Annotated in this window: 19 protein-coding genes and 1 other RNA gene; 13 read left to right on the forward strand and 7 right to left on the reverse strand. The window is 38.8% G+C overall.

Annotation, left to right across the window (positions count from 1 at the left end; genetic code table 11):
* Positions 1-13: 13 nt before the first annotated feature.
* Positions 14-889: an acyl-CoA thioesterase II gene (gene tesB / locus LG402_RS03755; RefSeq protein ID WP_109407972.1), complete on the reverse strand. Its 876-nt coding sequence runs from the start codon at positions 887-889 to the stop codon at positions 14-16.
* Between the two features lie 320 nt (positions 890-1,209).
* Here tesB and ffs point away from each other — a divergent pair.
* Positions 1,210-1,306: signal recognition particle sRNA small type (gene ffs / locus LG402_RS03760), an RNA gene on the forward strand.
* A gap of 358 nt (positions 1,307-1,664) precedes the next feature.
* Here the strand turns inward: ffs and LG402_RS03765 are convergent.
* The 4 genes from LG402_RS03765 to LG402_RS03780 all read right to left on the reverse strand — a co-directional run bounded on the left by LG402_RS03765 (position 1,665) and on the right by LG402_RS03780 (position 7,265).
* Positions 1,665-1,868 carry an HHA domain-containing protein gene (locus LG402_RS03765; RefSeq protein WP_006535062.1) on the reverse strand — a complete coding sequence of 68 codons (204 nt, stop codon included), beginning with the start codon at positions 1,866-1,868 and terminating at the stop codon, positions 1,665-1,667.
* A gap of 46 nt (positions 1,869-1,914) precedes the next feature.
* Positions 1,915-2,277, reverse strand: coding sequence for an Hha toxicity modulator TomB (tomB, locus tag LG402_RS03770; protein WP_109407971.1), 363 nt, complete (start codon positions 2,275-2,277; stop codon positions 1,915-1,917).
* Between the two features lie 630 nt (positions 2,278-2,907).
* Positions 2,908-6,057, reverse strand: coding sequence for an efflux RND transporter permease subunit (locus tag LG402_RS03775; protein WP_166539499.1), 3,150 nt, complete (start codon positions 6,055-6,057; stop codon positions 2,908-2,910).
* A gap of 14 nt (positions 6,058-6,071) precedes the next feature.
* Complete coding sequence (locus tag LG402_RS03780; protein ID WP_109407969.1) at positions 6,072-7,265, reverse strand: efflux RND transporter periplasmic adaptor subunit; 1,194 nt, start codon at positions 7,263-7,265, stop codon at positions 6,072-6,074.
* A 124-nt stretch (positions 7,266-7,389) separates the two neighbouring features.
* On the opposite strand from LG402_RS03780, the gene acrR reads away from it, so the two are divergent.
* The 3 genes from acrR to mscK all read left to right on the forward strand — a co-directional run bounded on the left by acrR (position 7,390) and on the right by mscK (position 11,966).
* Positions 7,390-8,034, forward strand: coding sequence for a multidrug efflux transporter transcriptional repressor AcrR (gene acrR / locus LG402_RS03785; RefSeq protein ID WP_166539500.1), 645 nt, complete (start codon positions 7,390-7,392; stop codon positions 8,032-8,034).
* Positions 8,035-8,062: 28 nt separating this feature from the next.
* The gene (locus tag LG402_RS03790; protein WP_196553558.1) at positions 8,063-8,416 is read left to right on the forward strand and encodes a DsrE/DsrF/TusD sulfur relay family protein; all 354 of its coding nucleotides are present in this window, start codon (positions 8,063-8,065) and stop codon (positions 8,414-8,416) included.
* Between the two features lie 166 nt (positions 8,417-8,582).
* Positions 8,583-11,966 carry a mechanosensitive channel MscK gene (gene mscK / locus LG402_RS03795; RefSeq protein WP_413685685.1) on the forward strand — a complete coding sequence of 1,128 codons (3,384 nt, stop codon included), beginning with the start codon at positions 8,583-8,585 and terminating at the stop codon, positions 11,964-11,966.
* Here mscK and rsmS read toward each other — a convergent pair.
* Positions 11,963-12,130, reverse strand: coding sequence for a pleiotropic regulatory protein RsmS (gene rsmS, locus LG402_RS03800; protein ID WP_166539503.1), 168 nt, complete (start codon positions 12,128-12,130; stop codon positions 11,963-11,965). The genes mscK and rsmS overlap by 4 nt on opposite strands.
* An 11-nt stretch (positions 12,131-12,141) precedes the next feature.
* Positions 12,142-12,684 carry a primosomal replication protein PriC gene (gene priC / locus LG402_RS03805; RefSeq protein WP_109407966.1) on the reverse strand — a complete coding sequence of 181 codons (543 nt, stop codon included), beginning with the start codon at positions 12,682-12,684 and terminating at the stop codon, positions 12,142-12,144.
* A gap of 137 nt (positions 12,685-12,821) precedes the next feature.
* Here priC and apt point away from each other — a divergent pair, with 137 nt between their 5' ends.
* The 9 genes from apt to LG402_RS03850 all read left to right on the forward strand — a co-directional run bounded on the left by apt (position 12,822) and on the right by LG402_RS03850 (position 24,733).
* Complete coding sequence (apt, locus tag LG402_RS03810; RefSeq protein WP_036932856.1) at positions 12,822-13,373, forward strand: adenine phosphoribosyltransferase; 552 nt, start codon at positions 12,822-12,824, stop codon at positions 13,371-13,373.
* A gap of 251 nt (positions 13,374-13,624) precedes the next feature.
* Positions 13,625-15,598: a DNA polymerase III subunit gamma/tau gene (dnaX, locus tag LG402_RS03815; RefSeq protein WP_166539504.1), complete on the forward strand. Its 1,974-nt coding sequence runs from the start codon at positions 13,625-13,627 to the stop codon at positions 15,596-15,598.
* 54 nt (positions 15,599-15,652) lie between these two features.
* Positions 15,653-15,982 (forward strand): YbaB/EbfC family nucleoid-associated protein, encoded by a 330-nt coding sequence (locus LG402_RS03820; protein ID WP_036932854.1) that lies wholly within the window; start codon positions 15,653-15,655, stop codon positions 15,980-15,982.
* On the forward strand, positions 15,982-16,587 hold the full coding sequence (gene recR, locus LG402_RS03825) for a recombination mediator RecR (RefSeq protein WP_072069364.1): 606 nt from the start codon (positions 15,982-15,984) through the stop codon (positions 16,585-16,587). Before LG402_RS03820 ends, recR begins: the two co-directional genes overlap by 1 nt.
* Before the next feature lie 243 nt (positions 16,588-16,830).
* On the forward strand, positions 16,831-17,499 hold the full coding sequence (locus tag LG402_RS03830) for a vWA domain-containing protein (protein ID WP_227336451.1): 669 nt from the start codon (positions 16,831-16,833) through the stop codon (positions 17,497-17,499).
* Complete coding sequence (locus tag LG402_RS03835; protein WP_109407964.1) at positions 17,499-18,254, forward strand: PP2C family serine/threonine-protein phosphatase; 756 nt, start codon at positions 17,499-17,501, stop codon at positions 18,252-18,254. The genes LG402_RS03830 and LG402_RS03835 overlap by 1 nt, the downstream gene beginning before the upstream one ends.
* Positions 18,248-19,723 carry a DNA-binding protein gene (locus LG402_RS03840; RefSeq protein WP_166539506.1) on the forward strand — a complete coding sequence of 492 codons (1,476 nt, stop codon included), beginning with the start codon at positions 18,248-18,250 and terminating at the stop codon, positions 19,721-19,723. Before LG402_RS03835 ends, LG402_RS03840 begins: the two co-directional genes overlap by 7 nt.
* 15 nt (positions 19,724-19,738) lie before the next feature.
* A complete protein-coding gene (locus LG402_RS03845) occupies positions 19,739-22,246 on the forward strand; it encodes an energy transducer TonB (protein ID WP_227336452.1) in 2,508 nt (835 codons plus the stop codon).
* A gap of 336 nt (positions 22,247-22,582) precedes the next feature.
* Positions 22,583-24,733, forward strand: coding sequence for a carbon starvation CstA family protein (locus tag LG402_RS03850; protein ID WP_109407961.1), 2,151 nt, complete (start codon positions 22,583-22,585; stop codon positions 24,731-24,733).
* Positions 24,734-24,771 lie beyond the last annotated feature (38 nt).

The following is a 24,771-nucleotide window of genomic DNA, read 5'->3' on the forward strand; positions in this document are numbered from 1 at the left end:
TATGCTTATTTAATTATTTTGTATGTTTAGGGCGTTTTTGACGAATAACTCCCTCTTGAACGGATGAAGCAACTAATTGGCCATTCGTGTTAAAGAATTTACCTCTAACAAATCCTCTTCCTCCTGATGCCGATGGGCTTTCAATCACATACAGTAACCAATCATCAATGCGGAATGGACGGTGAAACCACATTGAATGGTCTATTGTCGCTACTTGAAGGCTTGGATCCATAAATCCTAAACCATAAGGTTGGAGAGCTGTGGGTAAGAAGTCAAAATCAGAAACATAGCCCAACATATATTGATGTAAAAAAGGATCTGATGGCATTTCACCACGGCTGCGATACCAAACATAGCGTTCAGCGGGTGCTTTAGAATAGCCAAAAGGGCTAAAGTATTGTACTGGGCGTGCTTCAAAAGGAGTTTCTCGTAATGCTAAAGATTTAATCGGCTCTGGTAATTTAGGTGCCAATTTTTTCAAAATATCATCTTGTGAGATAAGCTCATCGGGAAAAGGAACATCAGGCATTGCATCTTGATGTTCAAAACCTTCCTCAAACTCTTGAAAAGAAACCGTCATATAGAAAATAGGCTTACCCTGTTGGATAGCACTGACTCTACGAGTGCTAAATGAACCTCCATCACGGATAAATTCTACATCATAAACGATAGGCTTATGGCTATCACCGGGGCGTAAAAAATAGCTGTGAAAGGAATTAATATAGCGATTATCTGCAATAGTTTGTTTTGCTGCATACAGTGCCTGTCCTACAACTTGACCACCAAAAACTTGTGGTAATCCTAAATCTTCACTTTGCCCTCTAAATAGACCTTCTTCTATTTTTTCAAGTGCCATTAAATTGATGAGATCTTTCAATGCTTGACTCATAGTGTACCTGTACCATTAGATCGGGTTATTTTTTATAAAGTGATTATATACAATCCTAAGAATATAAAAAAACAATCTCCTTTTTATCTTCGGTAGCAATCTAATGATAAATGAACATGGGTAATGAGATTATTGTTTATGGCTTCACTTTAGGACGGGGAGGATATCAAGAAAGGCAAAAAGAGTGTTAAAGGTCGATGAATAAGAGATAAGCCTTAATTTGGGTAATTAATCATCACTTAGGCTCACTGTCCTTGCTATTTTTGTGAGTTTAAAACATAATGCGTGACGTCTTAGCAATAAGACAATCTATGGGGTCTTGTTGGTTCTCCCGCAACGCTAACTTGTTAACTCGGTCAGGTCCGGAAGGAAGCAGCCATGGCAGGTGTCGCGTGTGCCGGGATGTCGCTGGCAAGGCCCCACCCAATTTCTAGCCTTCTAAAATTTATCTCTTCTTATTTTTCACTAACTAATAATGCTTTTTGTGTGTTATTTCCCCGTTTTTGAATATCAATATTACGTATGTAGAAAATAATAAATTCAATGTCTGGATGCATTATTAGAAAATAGCTGATGATATTTATAATATGAAAGGGGGATTTTGAGTAAGATAATGCAGTCATGCCGTAATAAGTTAACGGCATGATGGTGTGTAATCATTCTACTGATAAGAAAACGTGAATAAAAACGATATCTAAATTAAGAACTAATAACCCTACTACTATAAAAAATAAAAATAGCAAAAATAAAACTAAGGTAATTAAATAGAACTAAATTATCTTACAAATTTCCAAACAGATGCTGGAATTTTGTCATAGAGTTTATTCATAGTGAGCTCAGCTAAACGATGATCAGCCGCTGAATAAAATAGCTCCAGCTCATCATCAGAGAGTTCGTATTTGTTTTTTTCAATTACTCGCTCTAATGTTTCGATTGAGGTACATTTTCTTAAACGCATTAGATAGTCTGTCTTAGTCATGTTGTCTTTTCTCTATTATTTAAAATAAAACTAAAGATAATTAAATTTACTTAATATAACTTTTTGGGTTTTTGGCTATAAGGGTTAAAAGTGAATGATTTAACTCTTTCCAATTATTGATATCTGAGTAAGAAATTGATGTATTACCAAATAAACGATAGGTTTCTTCAAGGTACTCTTCTATAAGAGTATTAATTACTTGTTTATCAGGGTATTTAATCTTAAATTTCCAACTAAAGTCCATAATGTGTTCAATTAAGACATTAAGGTCAACGCTTTTTGTGCTACTCAGATCATTGTGCCAAACGGTGTTGCCTTTATCTAATGAGCCTAAAGCTTGCTGCAATAGCTCTTCACATAAAAACGACAATTCAGCTAAATCTACTTTTTCTGGTGAATATTCGTCCATAACTTATCGTGGCTGAATTAATAGAAAATATTCATTAATAATGGTAAATACGTATAGTTAGACTTATTAATGAGACACATCACATAATTCATTAATGGATTAATAAAAAAACACAAACTTGAGATTGGGCATTTATATTTACCCGTATGCTAAAAGAGTTTAATAATTATATTTATTATTTCTAACAAAGTAATAGCATATCAAAAGATGATATCAAATACTCATTGCATACAAAGGAGTTTAAAAAATACACAATAAAATGCTTCTTTGCTTAATATAGCACTATTATCGCATAAGTCACTATCTGAACAACAGAATTTTGTCTATTTTCGTAAAAATTAATATATTCCAATCAAGATGATGTTTTTTTAACATTATGATTATCTTTGTTTTTATTGTATTTTACATGTTTAAGCGTGTAAATGAGGTCTATTTATCGCTGTTATTTATAAATAACACTCTGTTTGATTTTGACAAAAAGTCATATATAAGAAAAAAAATAAAATGAGTTTATTGATTAAAGAGATATTTTTAAAAATAATATACTGAGATAAGTTTTCATTTTAAACGATATATCAATAGATAAAGAAAAAGGTCGCTTATGCGACCTTTTTTGTATTCACAGACAAATTAGTGTGAATTACTTGGATGCTCTAAATCTTCGTTTTTCTTCGCAAAACGTCTACGGATCACGACGAAGAAAATAGGAACAAAGTAGATAGCGAGGGAGGTTGCGGCAATCATACCACCGAATACACCTGTACCTACGGAGTTCTGTGCACCAGAACCTGCACCGTTACTTAATACCAGAGGAATAACCCCTAACATAAAGGCCAGAGAGGTCATTAGAATTGGACGTAGACGCATTCTAACAGAGTCTAACGTTGCTTCTATGAGTCCTTTGCCTTCTTTTTCCATCAAGTCTTTGGCGAATTCAACAATCAAGATTGCGTTTTTCGCCGATAACCCAATGGTTGTTAAGAGCCCAACCTTAAAGTAAACGTCGTTCTCAAGGCCTCGGAATGTGGTGAGTAACAGCGCACCGATAACACCTAGAGGAACCACGAGCATAACAGAGAACGGTACTGACCAGCTTTCATAAAGAGCAGCAAGGCAGAGGAATACAACTATCAAGGAAATGGTATACAGCGCAGGCGCTTGGTTACCAGATAAACGTTCTTGATATGACATTCCTGTCCATTCATAACCAATACCACTTGGTAATTTACTTGCGAGATCTTCCATCATTAGCATTGCATCACCACTACTTTGACCCGGTGTTGCACTACCTTGAATTTGGACTGCAGGTAAACCGTTATAACGCTCTAAACGTGGAGAGCCATATAACCAAGGATCTTTACTTGTATCAATGAATGATGAGAATGGAACCATCTGACCAACATTGTTACGAACATAAAGATTACCAATATCTTGTGGCAACATACGGAATTGTGATTCAGCTTGAACATAAACTTTCTTAACACGACCACGGTCGATAAAGTCGTTTACGTAGCTACCACCAAACATGGTACCTAATGTTGAATAGATATCGCTGATTGCAACACCTTGAGCCTGTGCTTTTTCTAGGTCAATATATAGACGATACTGTGACGTATCTTCCTGACCATTAGGACGCACACCCATCAACATTTGAGATTGTTGTGCCGCCATTCCGAGTAATTGATTTCGTGCTTCCATGAGTTTTTCGTGACCGAGATTCGCTTTATCGACTAACTCGAATTCGAAACCACCCGCAGAGCCTAATTCAACAATTGCTGGAATATTAAATGAGTAAACAAAGGCTTCTTTAATTTGGGATAATGCCATATTGGCACGCCCTACAATTGCCGGAACTTTGTCTTCATCTGCTTTACGTTCATCCCAATCATTCAATACAACGAAGACCAGACCCATATTTTGGCCTTGACCACCGAAGCCGAAGCCACTTACGGTAAAGACGGATTTAACGAGTTCTTTTTCATCGGTATTGAAGTAGTCATTTACTCTTTCTAATACGTCTTGAGTCTGTTCTTGTGTGGAGCCAGCAGGTAACTGAACCATTGTCAGTAATACCCCTTGGTCTTCTTCTGGTAAGAACGATGCAGGTAAGCGAATAAACATTAATGCCATGCCTGCGACTAATAAAACGTAAATTAATAAGTAACGACCAGTACCACGAAGAGTACGGGATACACTATCAGTATAGTGATGGCTGCTTTTTTCAAAGGTACGGTTAAACCAACCAAAGAAGCCTGTTTGCACACCATGACTGCCTTTTGGTACTGGTTTTAACATCGTTGCACAAAGTGCAGGTGTTAAAATCAATGCAACGAAAACAGACAGAACCATTGCTGATACGATGGTGATAGAGAACTGGCGATAAATCGCACCTGTTGAACCACCAAAGAATGCCATTGGAATAAATACCGCAGAAAGCACAAGGGCGATACCCACCAGTGCACTTTGGATTTGTCCCATAGATTTACGTGTTGCTTCTTTAGGTGATAAACCTTCTTCTTGCATAACACGTTCGACGTTTTCTACCACAACGATGGCGTCATCCACCAGAAGCCCGATGGCAAGCACCATCGCAAACATCGTCAAGGTATTTATCGAATAACCAAACGCTGAGAGTATGGCGAAAGTACCTAACAATACAACAGGTACTGCAATTGTTGGAATTAACGTAGCTCGGAAGTTCTGTAAGAACAGATACATAACTACGAATACCAGCATAATAGCTTCAACAAGTGTTTTTACCACTTCGAAAATAGAGATCTTAACGAATGGCGTTGTATCATAAGGATAAACGACCTCTAATCCCGCAGGGAAGAACGGTTCCATTTCAGCTAATGCAGCACGTACAGCAGTGGCGGTATCTAATGCGTTAGCACCTGTTGCTAATTTAATACCAATACCAGAAGCGGGTAGGCCATTAAAGCGAGCAATAGTACTGTAGCTTTCAGCACCCATTTCAACCACACCGAGATCTTTTAGCTTAACCTGCGAACCGTCTGTATTGACTTTCATCAGGATATCGCCAAATTGCTCTGCGGTATTAAGTCGAGTTTGAGCAATAATAGATACGTTTAAACGCTGACCAGGAACAGGAGGTGTACCCCCTAATTGACCTGCTGCCACTTGGTTATTCTGTGCTCTAATCGCACCGATAACATCAAGTGTTGTCATGTTATATTTCACCAGTTTATCTGGATCTAACCAGATACGCATTGCGTATTGGGTACCAAATAACTGGGTTTCACCCACACCGGTTACACGGCTTAATGGGTCTTTAATCGTTGCACCCACATAGTCTGCGATATCATCTTGTGACATTGAACCGTCATTTGAGATGAAACCTGCAACCATCAAGAATGAACTTGAGGATTTATCAACACTAATCCCTTGTTGTTGCACTTCCTGAGGTAATAATGGCATAGCAAGTTGCAATTTATTTTGCACCTGTACTTGCGCAATATCAGGATCAGTACCTGCTTCAAAGGTCAGAGTGATATTCATCATACCGGCTGAGTCACTGGTCGCAGACATATACACCATGTTATCGATACCATTCATATTCTGTTCGATAACTTGGGTAACTGTATTTTGCACAGTGGTGGCGTCAGCACCAGGATAAACCGCAGAGATAGAAATCGCTGGCGGTGCAATCGTTGGATACTGGGCAACAGGCAGTTTGATGAGTGCCAGAAGACCTGCGAGCATGGTAATTATCGCAATTACCCACGCAAATATCGGTCTATCTATAAAAAACTTAGGCATGGATCACCGACTCCTTATTGAGGATTCTTAGCTGGCTCAGTTTGTTCAGGTGATGGCTTAGCATCTAAATTTTCTTCTTGAGGCGTTACTGTCATTTTTGGTTTTGCTTTTTGCAATCCAGAAACGATAACGCGCTCACCAGCCTGAACACCACTATTAACGAGCCATTTATTACCAACAGCTTGTGACACATCAATGGTACGAACTTCAACAACATTGTCTTTATTAACAACCATTGCTGTCGCTTCACCACGAGCAGTACGAATAACAGCTTGCTGTGGGATCAAAATTGCATTTTGACGAATACCATTTTCTAATTTAGTACGAACAAACATACCTGGTAATAGTTCCCCAGTAGGGTTAGGTACGATAGCACGCATAGTAATTGAGCCGGTTGTTTCATCAACAGTGACATCAGAAAACTCTAAATGGCCTTTCTGTGCGTAAGCTTGCCCATTAGTCAATGTTAAATGAACAACAGGTTTGCCTTGCTCTTGACGAATAACGCCACTTTCAATTTCATTTTTAAGTTTCAGATAATCTTCACTCGATTGTGTCACGTTGACGTAAATCGGATCGATTTGCTGAACTGTAGTTAGTGCTACTTGCTGACCTGGAGCGACAAGTGCACCTTCAGTCACAGTAGATTTACCTGAACGGCCTGAAATTGGCGCTGTTACTTTTGTATATTCAAGATTAATCTTTGCAGTTGTTACAGCCGCTTCTCCTGCTTTAACAGCAGCTACAGCTTGTGCATATTGAGATGTTGCAGTATCAAAATCTTGTTTACTGACATAGTTTGTACCTAGCAGAGGCTTATAACGCTCCACAGTGAGACGAGCTATTTCAGCATTAGCTTTAGCTTTCGCTAATTCAGCTTGCGCACTATTTAAAGTTGCTTCAAAAATAGCTGGGTCGATTTGGTACAAAGATGTACCCGCTTCTACATAGCTACCTTCTTTGTAATTGCGGTTTAAAATAATGCCGCCAACTTGAGGGCGAACTTCAGCAATACGGAAGGCTGATGTACGACCTGGTAAATCAGTGGTGATTGTCAGAGCTTGCGCTCCTAAAGTCACAACACCTACAGCCGGAGCAGGAGGAGGCCCCCCAGCAGACTGTTTAGCTTTGTCGTCACATCCAGCAAGAACCAAGCTGCCTGATAGCACTAACAGAGCCAGAGGCAAAACCCCTCTGTTTTTTCGCATAAGAAAACCTCTATTCAAACGTTGTTTCCCGGGATAAAAATAATTAAGTTGATGATTGATTGCGATGTATAGTACAAACATACATGAATGTATGTAAATTAACTTCAGTCAAAATCGAGGATTAATGGCACGAAAAACTAAACGGCAGGCACAAGAGACAAGACAGCAGATTATTGATGCTGCACTTAGGCTATTTACTGTGCAAGGCGTTTCTGCCACATCACTTTCAGATATTGCGGCCGCTGCAGGAGTTACCCGTGGCGCAATATATTGGCACTTTAAAAATAAAGTGGATTTATTTACTGAAGCGTGCGAACTCACCGACTTAAAAATAGAATCTTTAGAAATAGAGTATCAAACAAAATACCCAGATGATCCACTATTTGTATTAAGAGAATTGCTTATTTACATATTGACATCGATTGTCGAAGATCCTAAACATAATGCACTTTTAGAAATATATTTCCATAAATGCGAATTTGTCGGTGAAATGACACCAATTGTTGAAATTCGTAGAGAATTGTGTGCAGCTGATTACTCTAGAATAGAACAATCTTTATCTCGTTGTGTTGAAAAAAAACAACTACCATCCGACCTTAATTTAAGAAGGGCGGCCATCATGTTAAGAGCTATGATGACTGGGCTTGCTGAAAATTGGTTATTTTCACCAGAAAGCTTTTCTATCAAAGATGAAAGTCAATATTTGGTTGATAGCTTTATTGATATGATAAAGCACAGTGCAAATATGAGAATATCTGCGTCCTCTTAATTTATTATTAAACAAAAGGAAGACATCTATGAGTAAGGTCTTAGTTATTGCTAATGGTGCAGCTTATGGTAATGAGTCATTATTTAACGCACTGCGTTTATCTATTACATTAAAAGAACAGCACCCAGAAACTCAATTAAATATCTTTTTAATGTCAGATGCTGTTACAGGGGCTTTAGCTCGCCAACAGCCTAAAGAAGGTTATAACTTACAACAAATGCTGGAAATTTTAACGGCACAAAATGTTCCTGTTAAATTATGCAAAACATGTACAGATACTCGTGGTATCAGTGAGTTACCATTAGTTGATGGTGCAGAGTTAGGTACATTAGTTGATTTGGCACAATGGACGCTTGATGCGGATAAAATCCTAACATTCTGATTGTCGCTTCATTTTCTCAGCCGAGAAACAACCCCAAGCAACTTGTTCTGTTTACACTGCCAATTGAACGTAATTGGATTATACTAATAAACAGTTTTTCAATATTAATTGAACAAGTTGCTTAACCATGCGGATACAAACTTTTTTTTCTCAATTTAATAATCGAATGACGACGATTGTCGCCGCGACTGCTATTATTTTTATTCTTTGGTGCCTCTCTATTACTTCGGTTTTAGCCGCGGTTTCAAGTAATCTACCGACTCAAGAAAATATTCAAAATCAGCTTAATTTATTAAATAAACGTAGTGAGTTAAGTGCAGAAGATAAATTAACAATTGCGGATTTAGAACAATCACTTTTATTACTCGATAATATTCAACAGCTAGAAAAAAAATCAGTAAATTATGATAAAACGGTAGAGCAACTACCTGAAAAGCTGCGTAGTACGCAATATCAACTTAATCAATTAAAACAAAAAGTCGCTAATAAAGAAGCAGATGACTACCAAAAATCATTGGAAGCATTACCATTAGCAACATTAGAATCGCAATTAGAAAGTGTTCTACAATCCTTACAAAAATCCCAAGATGATTTAGCTAATTACAGTAATGAACTTATCGTATTACAGACACAACCTGAAAGGGCGCAATCTGTTTTATTTAATAACTCAGATAGATTGCAACAAATAAGGACATTGCTGAATAAAAGTAGTGCAGATAAAGCACAAATGCGGCCTTCTGCTGTGCAGTTATTACAGTTAGAGCAATATTATCTTCAACAACAAAATAATTTTCAAAAACGTACATTACAGTCAAATGTGCAATTACAAAGCTTGTTACAACTTCAACGTGACTATAGCTCTGCGTATATTGACCTTTCACAGGAACGCGCACAACTGCTTCAAGATGCCATCAGCGATAAACGTCTAGATAGTTCAGAAGAAACAGCTAAAGAAGCACAAAGCACCGAACTTGATAATCAAGCGATTAATAATGATCCATTCTATTTAGCGCAAACAGAAATCAATAAGCATCTTAGTGATAAACTGATCGTTACAACACAAAATAATAACGAACTAAATCGCCATAGCTTAATGGTGAAAAACCGCTTAGATAGAGCCATTCAATCTGAACGAAACCTAAAAGAACAAATTGATGTATTAAAAGGAAGTTTGTTACTTTCCCGAATTTTATTTGAAGAGCAAGTTGATTTGCCGGATGGTATTTTTATTAATAATTTGCCTGATAAAATCGCTGATTTACGGTTAGAGCAATTTGAAATTAATAAACAACGTGATCAGATAATACAACCCAATATCTATATTGATCGGTTGATGCAGGAATACCAAATTACTCATCCTGAAGTCACCGACCCTAATGTACTAAAAGAGTTACGTAGTGCATTAGAATTACTTGTTGATGCACGTCGGGAGTTGCTTGATAAACTCAATAATCAATTAGGCAATCAAATTTCAGGTTCGATTAACCTGCAAATGGATCAGCAACAATTACGCAGTGTCGTAAGCTCTTTAGAAAGTACATTAGCACAACAAATTTTCTGGGTGAGTAGTAATAAACCTATTAATCTCAATTGGTTTTCAACATTTCCTTCTCAAGCAGTGGCAGAATTCCAAAGTTTTAAATTGAATTGGTCAAATGAAAATCTGTTGATCGGGGCTAAGAAATCACTTCCTGTCCTTATTGCGTTGATTCTGTTTGGTTTAATACTGATTTGGCAACGTAAAAAACTTGATACTCAGTTTGAAAAACTTAATGGGGATATTAATAAGCTCAATAAAGATTCTCAGCTACATACACCACTGGCATTAGGTATTGTTTTCTTAAAAACATTACCACTTTCTTGTTTTGTTTTAGCGATTGGCTATTGGCTAATAAATAGTTTTAACGTGCAACAAGAGTTTATCTGGTCTTTTGCTTGGCAATTTGCGGTATTTTGGCTGATGTTTGAATGGTCTTATCGTTTAATGTCTGATAATGGCGTTGCTGTAAAACATTTTAAAATTCCTGTAGAGAGAGTTCAGCAAAACCGTAAACGTTTATTGCGTCTTTCTCTTCCTATGTTGCCGATTATTTTGCTTTCTGCTTACGGTATTAATAACCCATTATCACTGGTGGGGGATGTTATTGGGCAGTTGGTTGCGATTATTTCACTGTTTTGCATTAGTTTATGTGCATTGCCGTTTTGTCGCGAAATGTGGCAAGAAAAAGGGAATCATGTTGTTAGAACGGTTGTGATCACCCTATTAACATTCTCGCCTTTAATTTTAATGGGATTAGTAATTTTTGGTTATTACTATACGGCGTTGCGTTTAGCAAATCGTTGGATTGATAGCTTATATCTGCTTATGTTGTGGTTCACTGCTTATCATGCCAGTTTACGAGGATTAACCGTTGCTGCTAGAAGACTTGCTTATCGTCGAGCGCTTGAACGTCGACAAGCAATGTTAAAAGAAAAAAAAGAGGGTGAAGATAATGGCCTTGAACCTATTCAAGAGCCTCCAATGGATATGGAGCAAATCAATCAGCAATCATTAAGACTGACAACAATGATTTTATTTATCATTTTTGCGTCTAGTTTCTACGGGATTTGGTCCGATTTTATTACTGTATTTACCTATTTAGATGGTATTACACTCTGGAGCTATACATTACCCACAGAGTTGGGAAATGTGGTTAAAGCCGTCACAGTAGCAGATCTCTTATTGTCTGTTTCTATCATGGCAATCTCTTGGTTTATGACGCGAAATTTACCAGGTTTATTAGAGGTATTAATCTTATCGCGTATCAAACTGCAACAAGGCGCTTCTTACGCTATTACGACTATTTTAACCTACGTTATTATTGCAATAGGCACCATTGTCTCTCTGGGAATATTAGGTGTGGCATGGGAGAAATTACAATGGTTAGCGGCGGCTTTAACGGTAGGATTAGGGTTTGGTTTACAAGAGATATTCGCAAACTTTGTGTCTGGTTTGATCATCTTGTTTGAAAGACCAGTTAGGATTGGGGATACCGTCACCATCGGAACATATTCAGGTACAGTTAGCCGAATTCGAATTAGAGCAACAACAGTGACAGATTTTGATCGCAAAGAAGTAATTATTCCTAATAAAGCTTTTGTAACAGAACGGCTTATTAACTGGACATTATCTGATACTGTCACACGCATTATTATTCAGGTGGGGGTGGCATATGGTTCTGATCTAGATAAGGTCAAAGCTATCTTAATGAAAGCAGCGAAAGAGAATACCAGAGTGATGACTGAACCTGAGCCAGTCGTGTTATTTACTGAATTTGGCGCCAGTACGTTAAACCACGATTTACGTTTTTATGTCAGAACATTAGGTGATAGAAGTATTGCAATTGATGAAGTGAATCGTGCAATTGATAAGCTTTGTAATGAAAACGATATTAATATTGCATTTAACCAACTTGATGTTTATTTGCATAATAAACAAGGTGATGAAGTACAAGAGGTAAAACGGCCTCTTGATGGTTCGACACCTGAAGCCAATACCCCTTTTGCTTAATTAAAGGGCGTGTTTGTTGATTGTGTCGCCAATTTGTTTTCATAATCTTGGCGCACAATCTCAAGGGCTTCTAGTGCTGTTTTAGGATCAATATGGTGACTTTCAAGTAAATAGATAAGATCAACGGCCAACTGAACAGATTTTGGTGCTTCTTTTAAACTCATAATTATCGCCTTTAAAATTTATCTTCTTGTTTTTCAATGCTCTTTTCAATAGAGAAAAGGGCGTTTTTACAACGCGCTAGGCGATTTTCAAGTGCAGCAATCTCTTTTTGCAACTCTTGTTGTTGCATAAAACTTTGTGCTTGCGTTAATGAAAGCTCTCTATCTTGGATCATGGCGTGTAATCTGCGCTCATAATCCTGATGTTGGGCAAGTTTTTGGTATAAATCGACACTTTTTTTTCGTTGAGTAAGCTGGTTCTCTTGCTTTCTTAGTGTTTGTGTCGATAATTCACGAGTTAATGCTTCTATTTGTTGTAGGATTTGAGTGGCCAGAAATTTAACCTGCTGGCTTCGTTGTGCCTCAACACAAGCGATTAACTGGGTAAAATTATCGCGGATCTGTTGCATATAGCCGCCAAGTGAATCACTTCGGCGGTGGAACAGTGCTGTGTCGAAGCAAGGTGCTGCAATTTTTTTGTTTGCAATAGGCGCCAGTGTTTCGGCAAGATTGTCTATCTGTTTTTTAAACAAGCTTAAAGGATCAGGTTTATTCATCGGGTTCTTGTTCCTGTTTTGATAAAAACATGAATTGACTTAAAGCAACAAAAAAGAGTTGTTAACTGGCTTTCTGTTGCATTTTAACGGCATATTGCATAGATTCTATCGTTTCGTTTTTTATTATGGCACTGATTATGACTGCTAACGCGCAACAACTGCAATTTATTAAAGACAGTATTGAAACCATTCCTGATTATCCAAAAGAAGGGATATTATTTCGTGATATCACTACATTACTGGATAATCCTGCTGCATATCAGGCAACCATTGATTTATTGGTAGAGCACTATCAAGGTCAGGGTATCACTAAAGTCGTGGGTACCGAAGCTCGCGGTTTCCTATTTGGTGCTCCGGTTGCTTTACGCCTCGGTGTTGGTTTCGTTCCTGTTCGTAAAAAAGGTAAATTGCCTCGCGAAACGCTCAGTGAAACTTATGATTTGGAATATGGCACAGATACTTTAGAGATCCACAAAGACAGCATTACGGATAAAGACAAAGTATTAATGGTTGATGATTTACTGGCAACAGGCGGCACCATTGAAGCAACAGCCCGTCTTATCCGTCGTTTAGGTGGAACTGTAACAGAAGCTGCATTTATTATCTGCTTACCTGATTTAGGCGGTATTGAACGCTTAGAAAAACAAGGCGTTCATAGCTTTACTCTGGTTGATTTTCCAGGACATTAATTTCTTCACTGTTTAAAATGTGGTGATACACGTCATTATTTTAAACATGAGTAATAGTGCGGGTGCTTTTGTGTTATTTATGATGTGATATATAAATATCTATGGCCCGCACAATTGTTTTTCCTCTCTGATCCATTTCAAATATTCGACGGTTCTTTCATCAATATCTCATTTGTTTCTGACAAATCTCGCTCAATGGGGCGTCCCTGTGTTAGCATAGAGATAAATCTCGTTCAAATTTAGCGGAATCAATGAGCTATCAGGTACTTGCCCGTAAGTGGCGCCCACAAACTTTTAACGATGTTGTCGGTCAACGTCATGTGTTGACGGCTTTAGCTAATGGTCTTGATCATCAGCGACTTCATCATGCCTATCTTTTTTCTGGTACTCGAGGTGTCGGAAAAACCACTATTGCCCGATTATTTGCCAAAGGGCTTAATTGTGAAACAGGCATTACGAGTAAACCTTGTGGTCAATGTGCAAATTGCCTTGAAATAGAACAGGGGCGTTTTGTCGATTTAATCGAAATCGATGCTGCATCGCGTACCAAGGTAGAAGATACCCGTGAATTGCTTGATAATGTGCAATATGCGCCAGCGCGTGGACGTTTTAAGGTCTACTTGATTGACGAAGTTCACATGCTTTCTCGCCACAGTTTTAATGCGCTATTAAAAACATTAGAAGAACCACCAGAGCACGTTAAGTTTCTACTGGCGACAACCGATCCACAAAAATTACCTGTCACTATTTTATCGCGTTGTTTGCAATTTCATTTGCGTGCATTGGATATTGACCAAATTGCAACACAACTCGAAAAAGTGCTTACTGCCGAACACATTGAAAATGATGTAAGAGCACGCCAGCTTATTGCTCGTGCCGCCGATGGTAGTATGCGAGACGCTTTAAGTTTAACAGATCAAGCTATAGCAAGTGGTGAAGGCGTTGTCACCGCTGACGTTGTAAGTCAAATGCTTGGCACTATTGATGATGCACAGCCTTTAGCACTGATTGAAGCACTGGTAAAAGCAGATGGTCAACAAGTGATGTCGCTGGTCAATGAAGTGGCTTCAAGAGGAACTGATTGGGAAAACTTCTTAGTTGAGACTCTTTCGTTATTGCATCAAATTGCCATGTTGCAATTATTGCCTAGTGAGGATAATCCCCAAGAACAATTTACCCAAGAGCGTTTACGCCTATTGGCTAAATCTGTTTCACCACAAGATTTACAACTCTATTATCAAACTTTATTAGTTGGACGAAAAGAACTGGCTTATGCACCAGATAGACGCATGGGCGTTGAAATGACGTTATTAAGAGCGTTAGCTTTTCATCCCAAAACAGTGATTGATGAGGTTTCTTCTGCGCCATTAGCGCAAACTTTGCCTTCTACGTCATCGACAACAAATCGAATGCCAGTGAGTCATGAGCAACCAGTGGCTCAGGCTCATTCGCCACAAAATACACGTTCTTCTTCGCCCATGAACAATGCCTCGTTAGGTAATAGTCCAGCGGCACAACTTTTAAGAGCACGGCAGGCGATAAAGGGGACTGAACAACAAACCCCGCCAAAAAAGCCTGAACCGGCGACGCCAAATCAGGCTAAGCCGGCTGCTAGTGCATTAGAACGGCTAGCAGCCGTGAGTGAAAGACGTCAACAAGTTGCTAAACGTCAACCTAATCCTAATGCACCTGAAAAAAAGAAAAAAGAAGCATATCAATGGCGCCCACAAAATCCTGAGTTGATGTCAACACAAGAGACAGTGTCTTCGCCTAAAGAAATTAAAGAAGTTCTCGAATACGAAAAAACGCCAGAGTTAGCGGCCAAAATTGCGAAAGAATCACAAGAAAGAGATGCGTGGGCTGCTGAAATTGAAAAAATGCCATTACCTAAATTGGTGCAACAACTGGCATTAAATGCGTATAAAGAGACAGTAAGTGAAGAAAACGTGATTTTGCATTTACGAACTAGACAGAAACATTTAAATTCAGCAAATGCATTACGCACACTCACAAATGCATTAAGTGAATTGCATGGAAAAGCAATTTCACTCACAATTATAGAAGATGATAATCCAGCGGTAAAAACGCCGTTGGAGTGGCGACAAGCCATTTATGATGAAAAATTGGCGTTATCGCGTCAATCAATTATTACGGATAAAACAATTCAAACATTACAGCAATATTTTGATGCTGAATTGGATGAAGAGAGTATCCGACCTGTTTAATCGCAACATATTGTATGACTTCATACTGTGTGGCTTTTACAAAGAGAGACAATTATGTTCGGAAAAGGTGGTTTGGGCAATCTGATGAAGCAAGCCCAACAAATGCAAGACAAAATGCAACAAATGCAAGAAGAGATCGCAAACTTAGAAGTGACAGGTGAATCTGGCGCTGGCTTAGTCAAGATCACTATCAATGGTGCTCATAATTGCCGTCGTGTTGAAATCGATCCTAGTCTGTTAGAAGATGACAAAGAGATGCTAGAAGATCTGATTGCTGCCGCCTTTAATGATGCTGCGCGTCGTATTGATGAAACGCAAAAAGAGAAAATGGCCTCTGTCTCTAATGGTATGCAATTACCACCAGGCTTTAAGATGCCATTCTAATGCAAACTAGCCCACTTCTTGAATCATTAATGGAAGCGTTGCGTTGTTTACCCGGTGTCGGGCCTAAATCAGCGCAACGAATGGCTTTCCAACTGCTTCAACGCGATAGAAGCGGTGGTATGCGACTTGCACAAGCGTTAACGCGTGCAATGTCTGAAATCGGCCATTGCTGTGATTGCCGAACTTTTACTGAAGAAGAGCGCTGTACTATTTGTGCCAATGCTCGTCGTCAGCAAAATGGGCAAATTTGTGTTGTCGAAAGTCCTGCGGATATTCATGCAATCGAGCAGACAGGGCAGTTTGCGGGTCGATACTTTGTTTTAATGGGACATTTATCCCCTTTAGATGGTATCGGACCGATGGATATTGGTTTAGATAGACTTGAAGAGCGTTTGAGCCAGGAAACAATTTCAGAAGTTATCTTGGCCACAAACCCGACAGTGGAAGGTGAAGCGACAGCCAACTATATTGCTGAGATCTGCGCTCAGTATGATATTACGGCAAGCCGAATTGCTCACGGGGTTCCTGTGGGGGGCGAGCTTGAAATGGTTGATGGTACAACACTTTCACACTCTATTGCTGGACGCCAAAAAATCCATTATTAATAAAATAAATATTTTATTTAAAAAGCACCTTTTACTTAATGTAACAAGGTGCTTTTTTCATTTAATATTATGAAAAATAGCGCAATTCTAATTTAAAATAATATTTTTAAGTCTTAAAACCTACTTTTTCTAAGAAATATCTTTATCTTCAAATTATCGTTTTTTTCTTTCTGATGAATTTTGCATCTTTATGTTACATTAATCATTATCATGAAAAATAATAACTGAATGATGGAGCATCTTATGATCCCTGACGTAGCCTTAGTTGATAACAGTGAACAACGTACCCCTCTGATCTTAGTGTTAGATAGCTCCGGTAGTATGTATGGTCAGCCTATTCAACAATTAAATGAAGGCCTTAAACTACTCGAACAAGAACTAAAAAATGATGTGATTGCCGCAAAACGCGTGCGTATTTTAGTGATTGAATATGGTGGATATGACCAATGTACTGTGCATGGTGATTGGAAAGATGCTATGGATTTTACGGCTCCTGTTTTAGAAGCAAATGGCACAACCCCTATGGGACAAGCTATCACGCTAGCGCTTGAAGAAATAGAAGCTGAAAAACAGCGCTTTAAACAAGCGGGTGTTGCTTATACTCGTCCTTGGCTATTTTTAATGTCTGATGGTGTACCAACCGATCAATGGGAACAAGCGGCACAGCTTTGTCGCCAAGCAGAGGAAAGCCAAAAAACGGCAGTATTTCCGATTATGGTTGATGGAGCATCAGCAGAAGTGATGGGAAGCTTTAGCCGTAATGGTGTTAATGGTGTGAAAATGCTAAAAGGGCTGCAATTTAAAGAATTATTCTTGTGGTTAAGTGCCAGTATGCAAGTGGTTTCTCAGTCAACACCGGGCGGCACAGCACAATTACCTTCAACAGATTCTTGGGCGAGTGTACCTGTTTGATGAACGATTGGTTAGCTTATGGGGCATCAGTGACAGGCATTGCCCATCAAGAACGTCAAATTCCTTGTCAAGATGCTTATTTTATTCGCCGTAAAGGTGAGTATCTTATCGCTGCTGTTTGTGATGGTGCAGGCTCCTCTCGTTATAGTGAGCAAGGTGCTCAACTTGTTGCTCGGTTATTTACGCTGCGTATCACAGAGTGGCCAAATATCGATTTGTTAACCGAAAAACAGATAACACAAGGGGCAAAACAGCTCATTGAAGATATTCGCCTCCAACTGGCTGAATATGCAGAAATAAAACAGTGCGCACTTAATGAATATGCATCAACATTGGTTGCATGTTGGGTTGGTGATGATAGTGGCTATTTATTCCATTTGGGTGATGGTATTGCTGTGGTGGAATACTGCGATGGCACAAGTTATGTATCACAGCCAGAAAACGGAGAATATGCAAATCAAACTTGGTTTGTGACATCAGAAAATTGGGAGGCGCATTTACGCGTTATTCCTCTCAATAAACCAGTAAAACAAGTTATTTTGATGTCTGATGGTGTACAGCCTTTTGCCATGAATAAAGCGTGTGATGCTCTTTATGAACCGTTTATCACTCCAGTGATCCGTTATTTAAAAACAGTATCTGAAGACAGTGGAAGTGAAGCACTCGCGGGAACATTGGCAGATCCTCGTACACACTCAATTACGGGTGACGATAAGACCTTAGTGATTTGTATCAGGGATGAAGAGTTGTGGTAAAAGCGAGAAAAAAAGGGACGGCGATATCTGGGACAACACAACTGCAAGATGAAAATGGCAAGATTTATCAGATTGGCGATTTGATAAAAAGTGGGGGAGCAGGAAGTGTTAGTCACATTAATAATGCACCTTTCCAAGTATCAAAAGTTTATCATGATAAAATTGATAAAGCCTATTACCTGAAAAAAATTACTGCAATGCAGAAACTAGAGCCTTCATTAAAGGCTGTTTCTGTCAATGATATTCCAATAATTCAACTCGCATGGCCTCAAGCACGTTTATACAATAGCCAAAAGCAATTTGTTGGCTTTGTGATGCCCGAACTTGATGTGAAAAATACCATAGAGTTGGAATATATTCTTCAAGAGCGTCAAGCTAAAGCCCATAATTTACCCACAGGAATGGGCGCTAAAGTTAGCCTTGCTTATAATCTTTGTTCGTTGATTGATGCATTGCATCAACAAGGGCATCGTATTATTGATATGAAGCCATTAAACCTGCGATTTTATAAATCAAGTTTGTATATGTCTCTTCTTGATTGTGATGGTTTTAGTATTCAAGGGGAAAACATACGCTATCCCGCAGGGCAATTTACTGTCGAATATTTAGCCCCAGAATTTCAAGCAAAACAAACTATTTTACAAGATCAAGAAGAAAGACAAGATCGATTTGCTTTAGCTGTTATTATTTTTCAACTGCTTAATTTTGGTATCCATCCTTTTAGTGGTCGCCCTAAAAACGACACGGTTCCTACGGATATTCCTAGACGTATTGCTGGTCGTTTTTATGGTTATGGCGTAAAGACGCATAATTTAATTACCCCAAATGTTGCTAGTGGGCATAAACAATTGCCCGATAAACTGAGAACATTATTTGATAAAGCTTTTTCAGGAAATCCAACATTAAGACCTAGTGCGAAAACATGGGCTACGGCACTGTATGAGTATGCACAACCTGAAAAGCAACAAATGTTGGTATGTCAGAAAGATAAAAACCACCAATATTTTGCGGGTAAAGCCTGTGCAGCATGTGCAAGGCAAACCCAACTACAGCAAGTGGCTATTACTCAAAAGCAAAGTCAAATACAACGAGAGCAAATACGCCAAAATAGCGTCAAAAATGCCAATATTAGACATGTACCTACACATACGGTTCCAGCTAAACCAATACAGCCACCCGCTATTTTTATCGCGTTAAAACAAGCAATAAGTAAAGTTCCATCTGTTATTTTTCACACCGCTATTGCCATCATAGCGCCGATTATTTTCGGATTACTGTTGATGTATTTTATTCCTCAAGGAACAAGTGGGGATTTAGGTTTTACTTGGATAACTGACTTAATAAAAGCGAATTATATTGAGCAGTTACTAATAACAATGTTAAGTGTGATTTTTTTAATGATGATAGCCATTATTATACTCATCATTTTTATTCTCCCTTCATTACGTATTTTGAAAAGAAAACCTTAATGAGAGGGAGTTCATATGAATAAAACAATTAAACCGATCCTTATTATTGTTGGGATCGCCACACTCTTATTTCCTTTTTGGTTACCTGCATTATTAGTTTCAATCATTAGTACTATTGACAGTGTGAGTATCAAGATCCTTCCCTCATCAGTTCGTTTCGATGAGCGTAATTTCTTGCTGGGATTATGGTTAGGTTCTGCCATTATGACGATTGTCATGTTATTGCAATCGTGGCGCGCTAAAAATATCTTCTATTTTTTTGGGGGAGTTTTTGTTGTTCTAACGACATTTAGTCTTTCATTTTCAATCATTCCTCATAGTGAATTAGAAGATCGTCGCCGCTTTGTTTTACAAAATATAGAACAATCGCAGTGGAGTGATTTTCGTTATAGCGTGATTAATGCTGAAGATAACATCATTAAAACGATAGTTGTGAATCAGCCTAAAACACTGGGGTATCTCAAAGATCTTGAAAAGAAACGCATCGAATTACCGGGACTTGTTTATTTAACGGATGATGTAACTTCCGCAATGCAAGCTAAAGAGGCGTATCTGATTCATACAAAAGGAACACCAGAACAAAAAGAGGCAATTAAAACGCTCTCTTTTTATGGTGACTGGTTGCTGAATCAACCCGAAATTATTATTGCTCAAGCATTATCATCGCTTCTTACAAGTAGTAATGAAAGATTAGTGCAATCAGGTATTAACGCTATTACTACTGCACCATTAGTACCGGAAGCATGGCAAACGTTAGCATTAACCTATATTGCTCATACGCCACCCAATATGCAGATAGAAAAAGCAATGGCTGCATTAATGGTTTCTGATACGCTAAAATATGACAAATTGGGGCATCAGGATCCTTCATTACAACCGCTTATTGAAAAAGCGATTTCTGAATTGACAGAAAATCAACGTCAGATTTATCAGATCCTTCAAGCACGAGTGATAGAAGACCGTTTATATCGACAAAAGAATGCAGTTCCTGAAGCGGTGGCTAAGCTGGCAGGAAAAGTACTGCCAGTCACTTATGCAATAGCGAATAACAATGAGACTTATGTCGAATGGAAATCAATGATGAATGATAGGGAATATCCTGGGATCGTTCTTGTTGATTCACCAAATAAAATACAGAACTGGACGGAAATGCATTACCCGTCTGTTGGGCAATATATTCCTATTGCAGAAACGATTTTATCCGTTGATGTTGATCCTCAAGGACACGTTTTAAGTCTTTGGGTACAAAAAAGTAGTGGATACAATGTGTTTGATACGAAAGCATTAAGTGATGCTCGTGGCTGGCGTTTTATGCCAACAAAAGAGGGGTATCATCAACGTGTTACCGTTCGTTTTCAAAGTACACGTCTTGGTTGGAATGACTACACTATTAAACAACAACCTACATTAATTGCATTGGCGAAAGCTTATGCAAGGCAAAGCATTAAAGGTATTTCGAATGCTGAAAATGCGTTCATAGGTTTACAAAAGCAGGCACCAGAAAAAGAGTCGAGTAAATCGTCATCGCATTCTACCTATGATCCCTATTCTTCTGTTTATTCAAAACGTGCACAACAACAAGAAGAACGGGCGGTATTACAAAATATTTTAAAAGAGATCCAGACATTACCTAATGGAAAAAATAACCACGAAAGTTGGGATAATAGTCTACGTTTCTTAAACGAAAAATTGGCACTTCATCAAGATAATGAAGATGTTGTAAGAATGGTAGCCCGCTTTGAATTGCAATATTACAATGTGGGAACAAATAATTTATCTCAATCTCCTGATATTTACCCACAAAATAAAGAGTATTGGCAAACCTTGTTATCACAAGCACGTAGCCATTTTGGGCAAGCTATTGCACTAAATCCAAATCGTGAAGACGTTTGGTTAGGTTGGGGGATAACGTGGCTAGATGAAGATCCTGAAATTGCAGCGGGCGCATTTGCGAAAGCAGCACAGCAAAAGTCACAAGAAAGCATTAGTTCTGTCATGCAAATGCTGGAAATGAGGATGGTGATAAATACTCTTGAGGGTGCTCGTTTAGAACGTTACCAAACTTTGAGAGCAAGAATGGATATGCGCTATTTGCCAGAAGGTGTTGAAGCTAAGCCTTCAGATGATTATCTCAGCGATGACTTAACGCAAATCCAATTGGCTCAACGTGCGATACCAGCATCAGATCCGAATAGCAAAGTGGTTCACTTGCCTTTAAATACAGACAAAACTGAGCAATCAAACCGTACCTTTAGTGTCGATTTTGCATCGGCAAATATCAAAGATAGCACTCAGTTATTACCGAAAGTAAATGCTCCAATTACTGCACCTAAAACGGGCGATATGATTTTACAACTTGATGTTGATCCTCAAGGTGTTCCTACTGTGGTAATGCTAAAAACCAGTAGTGGTGATATGAATATTGACAATGCAGTGATTGATGTTGCTTATCAGTGGCGATTTAATGGCTCACCTTCTCGAAAAGGTAATGTGCTTTTGATATCTGTTCAATTTGGCCAATAATCTCACTTTGTTTAAATAATGTTATAAAAAAACGCCTTTTTTGTTGATCTCGAGGCGTTTTTTTTATCTTTCCTTATTCTCTAACTTATTGAAAGACATAAAATTGTTATCTTGATCACAAAAAAAACGTCTTTTGAAAACAGCAAAACCACTTAACTGAGAAAACAGACCGCTTAATTCGGTATACAACCGCTAAGCGATTTAGTCACACCATTCCTGAGTCAAAATTCTTATTATGTAGCTGCGGGCAGTTATCTCTCAGATTCGCTCAAATCATTCTTTGCTGTCCCGCATTACTCTTTGGCTGTTCGGTCTTGCCTGAAAAAAAGGTGTCTCATGAACAAAAATGCATTTTTAAAGCACGTACCTTGGGTGATCCTCGGGATTATCGGTGCTTTTTGTCTTTCAGTGGTTGCACTTCGCCGTGGTGAACACGTTAGTGCGCTATGGATAGTTGTCGCTTCTGTTGCCGTCTACTTAGTTGCTTATCGTTATTACAGTCTGTATATCGCTCAAAAAGTGATGAAGCTTGACCCAACGAGAGCGACACCTTCTGTTATTAACAATGATGGTTTGAACTATGTTCCGACCAACCGTTATGTCTTATTTGGTCACCACTTTGCAGCTATCGCTGGGGCTGGTCCTTTAGTTGGTCCTGTTCTTGCTGCTCAAATGGGGTACTTACCCGGTACGCTTTGGCTATTAGCAGGGGTTGTGTTAGCGGGTGCAGTACAAGATTTTATGGTGTTGTTTATTTCTACACGCCGTAATGGTAACTCACTTGGTGAGATGATAAAGAAAGAGATGGGGCCAATTCCGGGTACTATCGCTTTATTCGGCTGTTTCCTTATCATGATCATCATTCTTGCTGTGCTTGCCCTTATTGTTGTTAAAGCTTTAGCTGAAAGCCCATGGGGTGTGTTCACTGTTTGTTCAACAGTACCAATCGCCTTATTTATGGGTATTTACATGCGCTATATTCGCCCAGGTCGTGTGGGTGAAGTGTCAGTTATTGGTATTGTTTTACTGATTGCGGCGATTTGGTTTGGTGGTGTTATTGCTCACGACCCATTCTGGGGCCCAGCGTTAACCTTTAAAGATACAACAATTACTTTTGGTCTTATTGGTTATGCCTTCGTGTCTGCATTATTACCAGTATGGTTAATTCTTGCACCACGTGACTATTTAGCAACTTTCCTGAAAATTGGTGTTATCGTTGGTTTAGCTGTGGGGATTGTGATTTTAAACCCTGAACTGAAAATGCCAGCTGTTACTCAATACATTGATGGTACTGGACCATTGTGGAAAGGGGCTTTATTCCCATTCTTATTTATCACTATCGCCTGTGGTGCCGTTTCTGGTTTCCACGCCCTAATAGCTTCAGGTACAACACCTAAGCTTATCGCAAATGAAATGGATGCTCGTTTTATTGGTTATGGTGCAATGTTAATGGAATCATTCGTTGCGATCATGGCATTAGTCGCCGCATCTATCATTGAACCAGGTCTGTATTTTGCAATGAATACCCCACCATCAGGTTTAGGTATTACGATGCCGAATCTACATGAATTAGGTGGTGAAAATACAGCTGTTATCATGGGGCAGTTAAAAGAAGTTACCGTACATGCAGCTGCAACAGTCAGTTCATGGGGCTTTGTTATCTCTCCAGAAGAAATCTTACAAACAGCGAAAGATATTGGTGAACCTTCTGTATTAAACCGTGCTGGTGGTGCGCCTACCTTAGCGGTTGGTATCGCGATGGTATTCCATAAAATCATTCCTGCTGCGGATATGGGCTTCTGGTATCACTTTGGGATCTTGTTTGAAGCGCTCTTTATTTTAACCGCGTTAGACGCAGGTACACGTTCTGGTCGCTTCATGCTTCAAGACTTATTAGGTAACTTTATTCCTTACTTGAAGAAAACAAATTCGTTCATTCCAGGTGTTATTGGTACAGCGGGTTGTGTAGGCTTATGGGGATATCTGTTATACCAAGGTGTTGTTGACCCATTAGGCGGTGTTAAGAGCTTATGGCCATTATTTGGTATCTCAAACCAAATGTTAGCAGCTGTTGCACTGGTATTAGGTACGGTTATCTTAATTAAGATGAAACGCACTAAATATATTTGGGTAACTGTGGTTCCTGCGGTATGGCTATTAATTTGTACAACATGGGCATTAGGTCTGAAACTTCTCAGCGATGACCCACAAATGGAAGGTTTCTTCTACTTAGCAAATGAATACAAAGCGAAGATCTTAGCAGGTGGTGCCGATTTAACTGCGGCTGAAATTACCAATATGAATCATATTGTAATTAACAACTACACCAATGCGGGCTTAAGTATTCTGTTCTTAGTGGTTGTTTACAGCATCATTTTCTACGGTTTCCGTACCGCAATGAAAGCGCGTAAAAACCCAGAAGAAACAGCACAAGAAACACCGTATGTTCCTATGCCAAAAGACGTTAAAGTGTCCTCAGGTCACTAATATTAGGTAAATAGTTTAACCCCGTACTGGTTTAGCTG

Origin of the sequence: Proteus sp. NMG38-2 (assembly GCF_020640995.1) — a bacterium.
GTDB lineage: Bacteria > Pseudomonadota > Gammaproteobacteria > Enterobacterales > Enterobacteriaceae > Proteus.